Genomic DNA, 6,000 nt, shown 5'->3' on the forward strand with positions numbered 1-6,000 from the left:
TTCTCTTAGCAAGAAACAAAGAATTTTTAATTTATTAAGGAACATTATATGTTACTAACTAACAATCTAGGCTACCCACGTGTGGGACCTTTCCGTGAATTGAAGAAAGCTAATGAAGCGTATTGGGCTAAGAAAATTTCTGCGGAAGAATTATTAAAAGCTGCGAAAGAAATTCGTGAAAACAACTGGAAAACTCAAAAAGATGCTGGAATTGATTTAATTCCTTCGAATGATTTTTCTTTTTACGATCAAGTATTAGACTTATCATTAACTGTAGGCGCAATTCCTGCGCGTTACCAATCTTTATTGGACAAAATCGATAACAACTACAGTTTAGATTTATACTTTGCTATGGCACGTGGTTTCCAACAAGACGGAATCGATGTGACTGCATCCGAAATGACGAAATGGTTTGACACGAACTACCACTACATGGTGCCTGAGTTCACGAAAGATCAAACTTTCAAATTAACATCTGAAAAATTCTTAAACGAATATAACGAGGCTAAAGCTGCTGGTATCGAAACTAAACCAGTTGTTATTGGCCCAATCACTTACTTATTAATTGGTAAAGAAAAAGAAGCTGGTTTTGACCGTATTGATTTGATCGACCGTTTATTGCCAGTTTACGAAGAGATTATCTCTAAACTAGCTGACGCTGGTGCACAATACATCCAAATTGATGAGCCTTATTTGGCATTGGATATTGATGCTAAAGTAAAAGCATTATATACTACGGTATTCGAAAAATTAAATGCTGCGGCTAAAGGCACTAAATTGATCGCTACTACGTACTTCGAAGCGTTAAAAGACAACGAAGATTTAGCGGTTAGTTTACCTGTACACACTTTACACTTAGATTTAGTTCGCGGTGAAAACCAATTGGATACTGTTTTAGCAAAAGTTCCTGCTTCGTTAACACTTTCATTAGGTGTTGTTGAAGGTCGTAACATTTGGAAAAATGACTACGAAAAATCTTTAGCTAAAATCCAACAAGCTGTTGCTGCTTTAGGCAAAGACAGAGTATGGGTCGGTACTTCTTCTTCATTATTACACGTTCCTTTTGATTTGGACAGTGAGAAAAACGAAGAAACTCTTCCTGCTGAGGTTAAAAACTGGTTAGCATTCGCTAAGCAAAAATTAGCCGAAGTTAAAGATCTAGCAGTATTAGCTGAAGGCGAAGTAGATGCTGCAACTGCAGAGCGTTACGAAGCAAACAAAGCTGCTGCTGAAAGCCGTCGTACTTCTCCATTGATCCACAAACCTGAAGTAAAAACTCGCGTAAGTAACATTACTGACGAAGACGCAAAACGTACTTCTCCTTTTGAGGCACGTAAAGCTGCGCAAAAAGCTAAATTTGGTTTACCTGATTTTGCGACTACGACAATCGGTTCATTCCCACAAACGAAAGATGTTCGTAAATGGAGAGCTGACTTGAAAAAAGGTGTTATCACGCAAGAAGAGTACGATAAAGCTATCGCTGAAGAAACTGAAAGCGTTATCCGTTTGCAAGAGAACTTAGATATCGACGTATTAGTACACGGTGAGTTCGAACGTAACGACATGGTGGAATATTTCGGTGAGCAATTAGCAGGTTACGCATTTACACAATACGGATGGGTACAATCTTACGGTTCTCGTTGTGTGAAACCTCCAGTTATTTATGGTGATGTTTACCGTCCAGAAGATATGACTGTTCGTTGGTCATCATACGCACAATCACTGACTGACCGTCCTGTAAAAGGTATGTTGACTGGTCCTGTTACGATCTTACAATGGTCTTTCGTACGTAACGATCAACCTCGTGAAACGACAACTTATCAAATTGCTTTAGCTATCTTAGATGAAGTTCAAGCTTTAGAAAAAGCAGGTATCAAAATTATTCAAATTGATGAGCCAGCTATCCGTGAAGGTTTACCATTACGTCAAGCTGACCAGCAAAAATATTTAGACTGGGCTGTACGTGCATTCCGTGTTTCTTCTTCAAATGTAGAAGATGATACGCAGATCCACACGCACATGTGTTACTCAGAATTCAACAATGTGATCAAAGATATCGCTGCGATGGATGCTGACGTAATCACTATCGAGACTTCACGTTCACAAATGAAGTTGTTGAATGCTTTCGCTGGCGAATTCAAATACCCTAACGATATCGGCCCAGGTGTATATGATATTCACTCACCACGTGTACCAAGTAAAGAAGAAATGATTGACTTGTTGCGCAAAGCGAAAGATGTAGTTCCTGCATCTCAACTTTGGGTAAACCCTGACTGTGGTTTGAAAACTCGTGCTTGGCCAGAAACTAAAGCTGCATTAGAAGCAATGGTAGAAGCTGCTAAAGTATTGAGAGCTGAAGCATAATTTCAGAACTAGTATTATTAAATAAATTAAACCTCTCGCGATGTCAAATTGCGGGAGGTTTTTTGTTAAATCACATTATTTCACACAATTGTCGTATTATTGGACTTCCCCACCCATTATTAATTATAAAATACATTCCATTTCTCAATCTTTGGATAAAATATATCGTAACATTGATATGGACTTTTTATAATTTATACAAACTAAATAAAATCGAAAGCATTCAAACAACCTAGCCTTTAACTTGTTCTACAATAAAACACATATCAATTATGAAAAGAATAGGTTTATTAGCAGCAATATTATCCACTATCACATTACTTTCAAGTTGTGAGGTAATCGGAGGAATATTCAAAGCCGGCATGTGGTCTGGTATTATAATCGTAGTTATTGTAATTGCGCTGATTATTTGGTTGATATCAAAATTTATGGGTGGAAATCGCGGATAGTATCCTCATAATATGCAATAAGTCTCTTAATATTTTAATGTAAGAGACTTATTCGATTTTATTACTTTGTATTTTTTTTACCCATCTTCTTTTTCAAACGACTTCTTATTGAACTCAAATCAACATCCAGTTCTACAGGAATGATTTGTTTATTCAATAGTTTTAATGTCTTCAAAGCAGACTTATAATTCAATTTTTTCTCAAATAGTAATACTTTTTTGTATAAAATTTCACTCTTATTAATTCCTTTGAGAGTCAATGCAAAATCAATTGTCTTTTCTGCACTCTCAAATTCCTCCAAATCAGTAAGTAATTGAATATAATGAGGATATATTTCTATAGCGTAAACATTATGTGTCAAAGCATCCAAAAAGTAATTTCTTGCTTGTTCAAAATTCTTTAATTGTTCTGCATATATCCTCCCCATTAGACACAGCGCCATGGTATTTGATCCTTCGTATGATAAAGCATAAGAAAGTGATTCCAAAGTTTCTTCTAAATAGTATGGGTAATTATCTAGTGCCTTAAGCACGTACTTATCTCCAATATTCATATATAAATTTATTTTACATGCAGTATAATTGCATATACCTAAATAGCATACCCACTTGTATGCGTAAAAATCCACAAGAATTCAACCTTGTTGAATTCGCTAATCACATGAAAATGGAAAATAATAAGAGAAGGAGGTATTATCCAGAAGAATATTTCCCCATGCTTTCGCTGTAGTTGCACTCGGAATATCTGAAAACAAAAACATATTCTTCTATTTAAAATGGTTAACACTTTTATTATCAGCATCAAAACAACAAAATATTTCTGAGAAATCAAAATACATTGATAATCCTAAATTTTTTCTGTAAATTATAATATAGTTGCAAATAACTAATAATTAAAATGAAGAAGCTGATATTTTTTGTTGTAATCACATTGACTAGCCTAAATATTCAAGCCCAAGATGGATACCCCAAACCAACAGCCAAAGACATTTTATTTTACATTCAACACAATCGCGGAAAAAACACCTTTATTTACCAACCAAATTACACTTCAAACCTCCGACTTAACGACAAAGAACCCATAAAAATAAGTCGACAATTATTTGATCAAAATGGGGAAATTAAGCCTTTGACAGGTATTCAACGACGCTATGCATATGGGATTAAAACAGAAAAATTAAGTGATAATCATTACGAGATCACACTCGTCTCCTATCCTTCCCAAAAATTATATTTAAAGTTTGATACACAAAACAAACCATTTGTAGAAACTACTATTGCAGGAAAATATATCCGTATTAATAATTTATTTATCTACTTGAAGGAGGGTTCAACAGGAATAAACATCGAAGCAGAATATATTTTGTTTTATGGGACAGATAAAAGTGGAAAACACATTTATTCTAAACTAATATTATAAGTTTCATAATAGTTCAGGACAGCAAGTTCACACTTTTAATTATCTTTGCGACAAATAATTTAACCAATGTCTGCAAAACCAATTTTTGAATATAATCGTCAATATCCTTCCGTTGCTGATTTAAGAAAAAAAGCAAAACAACGTATTCCTAAATTCGCATTTGATTACCTAGATGGGGGTTGCAATGAGGAATTAAATCTCGTGCGCAATGAAAACGACTTCGATAATATATTGCTTAAACCGCAATATTTACGTGTAGGCGAAGAGATTGATATGTCCGTCGAATTATTTGGACGCCGATACAGTGCACCTTTTGGTGTATCTCCTATTGGGCTTCAGGGATTAATGTGGCCTAATGCACCTGAGATTCTTGCCAAAGCTGCGGCAAAACATGATATTCCTTACACGCTGAGTACCGTATCAACAAGTAGTATAGAACGCATTGCTGAAGTTTCTGATGGTAAAGCTTGGTTTCAATTATACCATCCTACAGAAAACAGGTTACGTGATGACATCTTAAATCGCCTTAAAGCTGTTGAGTGTCCGGTATTGGTCGTTCTTGTAGACGTTCCATCCTTTGGATTACGCTATAGAGAGATTAAAAGCGGATTGTCAATGCCTCCTAAAATGAATATTACGAATATTCTCCAGACGTTGATAAGACCTACTTGGGGTATTCAGACATTGAAGCATGGTATTCCTTCTTTCGCGACGCTAAAACCTTACATGGAAAAAGGATTAGATATGGCACAACTGGGACAGTTTATGAACCGTACATTCACAGGGAAGGTAAATATGGAAAAAGTGAAAGCCATTCGTGATATTTGGAAAGGTCCATTGGTACTAAAAGGCATTGCGACAGAAGAAGATATGGAAGCTTCGATCCAACTCGGAGTAGATGGTGTTATAGTTTCCAACCATGGCGGTAGACAGGTAGATGCTGGAGAGTCATCCATCGTGTCATTAATGAAATTAGCATCCAACCCATCGTACAAGAGTAAGCTAAAAATCATGATGGATGGAGGGATTCGTTCGGGTGTAGACTTAGCAAGAGCACATGCCGTAGGATCAGAATTCAACTTTATGGGACGTCCATTTATGTATGGCGTAGGTGCGTTAGGGGAAGAAGGTGGAGAACATACGATCAACATGTTTAAAGCGCATCTATACCAAGTCATGCAACAGCTCACTGTAGACAATATTCATCAGCTTCAAGATCGATTGATAAAATAACATTATATTTGTGCCATGATTACAGCAGAGCGATATCATGATATTTCATGTGGACATAGAGTAGTTGGGCACGAAGGAAAATGCAGATTTTTGCATGGGCATAATTATAGAATACATTTTGAAGTAGCAGCAGCACAATTGGATGAGGTAGGTCGTGTTTTGGATTTTTCTGTTATCAAAGAAAAATTGTGTATGTGGCTTGAAGACAATTATGATCACAAGTTCTTGATTTGGGAAAATGATCCTATGCTTGAAGAATTACAAAAGCTTACAGCCGAAAGTCTAGTTATCGTCCCATTTAACCCAACAGCTGAAAATATTGCACAGCATCTCGTAGAAGTTATAGCACCGCAACAGCTCAGAGACACCGCTTGTACGCTTATCCGATGCAAAGTCGAAGAAACACAAAAGTGTTCGGCAACATATAAAAAATAAAGGAGAAACAATGTTTCTCCTTACTTGACTTTGGCTGTTTACTAGATATTTTAAAAAAAATGCGATGATTTTTGATTTATCGCATTTTTTTTATAACTTA

Annotated in this window: 6 protein-coding genes; 5 read left to right on the top strand and 1 reads right to left on the bottom strand. The window is 35.9% G+C overall.

What is annotated here, in order from left to right; genetic code table 11:
* Window positions 1-48 precede the first annotated feature (48 nt).
* Both metE and GOQ16_RS17535 read left to right on the top strand, forming a co-directional pair.
* Complete coding sequence (gene metE, locus GOQ16_RS09610) at window positions 49-2,364, top strand: 5-methyltetrahydropteroyltriglutamate--homocysteine S-methyltransferase (protein ID WP_160069073.1); 2,316 nt, start codon at window positions 49-51, stop codon at window positions 2,362-2,364.
* 272 nt (window positions 2,365-2,636) lie between these two features.
* On the top strand, window positions 2,637-2,813 hold the full coding sequence (locus tag GOQ16_RS17535; protein ID WP_192922521.1) for a hypothetical protein: 177 nt from the start codon (window positions 2,637-2,639) through the stop codon (window positions 2,811-2,813).
* Window positions 2,814-2,874: 61 nt separating this feature from the next.
* Here GOQ16_RS17535 and GOQ16_RS09615 read toward each other — a convergent pair whose 3' ends face one another.
* Window positions 2,875-3,366, bottom strand: coding sequence for a tetratricopeptide repeat protein (locus tag GOQ16_RS09615; protein ID WP_160069074.1), 492 nt, complete (start codon window positions 3,364-3,366; stop codon window positions 2,875-2,877).
* Between the two features lie 344 nt (window positions 3,367-3,710).
* Between GOQ16_RS09615 and GOQ16_RS09620 the strand changes: the two genes are divergently transcribed.
* The 3 genes from GOQ16_RS09620 to GOQ16_RS09630 all read left to right on the top strand — a co-directional run bounded on the left by GOQ16_RS09620 (window position 3,711) and on the right by GOQ16_RS09630 (window position 5,900).
* Window positions 3,711-4,232, top strand: coding sequence for a DUF4833 domain-containing protein (locus GOQ16_RS09620; protein ID WP_160069075.1), 522 nt, complete (start codon window positions 3,711-3,713; stop codon window positions 4,230-4,232).
* A gap of 66 nt (window positions 4,233-4,298) precedes the next feature.
* Window positions 4,299-5,465 carry an alpha-hydroxy acid oxidase gene (locus GOQ16_RS09625; protein WP_149912392.1) on the top strand — a complete coding sequence of 389 codons (1,167 nt, stop codon included), beginning with the start codon at window positions 4,299-4,301 and terminating at the stop codon, window positions 5,463-5,465.
* A gap of 15 nt (window positions 5,466-5,480) precedes the next feature.
* Entirely contained in the window at window positions 5,481-5,900 is a 420-nt protein-coding gene (locus tag GOQ16_RS09630; RefSeq protein WP_160069076.1) for a 6-pyruvoyl trahydropterin synthase family protein, read from the top strand.
* Window positions 5,901-6,000 lie beyond the last annotated feature (100 nt).

This window comes from Sphingobacterium bovisgrunnientis (assembly GCF_009829085.1).
In the GTDB taxonomy this organism is placed as follows: domain Bacteria; phylum Bacteroidota; class Bacteroidia; order Sphingobacteriales; family Sphingobacteriaceae; genus Sphingobacterium; species Sphingobacterium bovisgrunnientis.